This is a genomic window from Pseudoalteromonas rubra, assembly GCF_005887115.1.
GTDB classification, from domain to species: Bacteria; Pseudomonadota; Gammaproteobacteria; order Enterobacterales; family Alteromonadaceae; genus Pseudoalteromonas; species Pseudoalteromonas rubra_F.
The window spans coordinates 1-472 of record NZ_PNCJ01000189.1; the positions used below are offsets into that span (position 1 = coordinate 1).

The 472-nt window shown below is 52.5% G+C and carries 1 pseudogene; it reads right to left on the reverse strand.

Going from position 1 to position 472, the window contains the following annotated elements:
• Positions 1-472 (reverse strand): annotated as a pseudogene (locus CWB98_RS23705) (proteobacterial dedicated sortase system histidine kinase); the annotation flags it as partial.

Genomic DNA, 472 nt, shown 5'->3' on the forward strand with positions numbered 1-472 from the left:
CGAAGAAAAACAACGTGATGGTGCCGATAAACATCACCGCCAAAATCACGTTAAATAGCTTTTCCAGTGCCTTGTGGCGCAGCGTACGTACGCCATTGGTGGTCTCTTCTGCAATCACCGCGCCGAGCACTTGGTCGTCACCCCAAATAGGGTAGGCGGCACTGAGAATAACGGCTTTGTTATCCGGTGTCAGGCGCCAGTTGGAGGCCGGCTTGCCTTTTAGGGCGTTGGCTATATGGCTGCCTTCAAGGGCGGCCACATCGTGCAAGGTATCTAAAAAATCACTGGGCGGGCGGGGGAGAATTTTATAGTACAGTGGGTGTAAAAAGCGCTCTTCAAAGCGTTGCCACGCCCCTTGTTGTTCGTTTTCTTGTAACGAGCTTGCCCAGACGCCATCGGCATGTTGAATGGTGCCCGACTGTGCTAATACTCGATGATGTTTATCGACAACCCAAATACGGCTGCCGCTGTG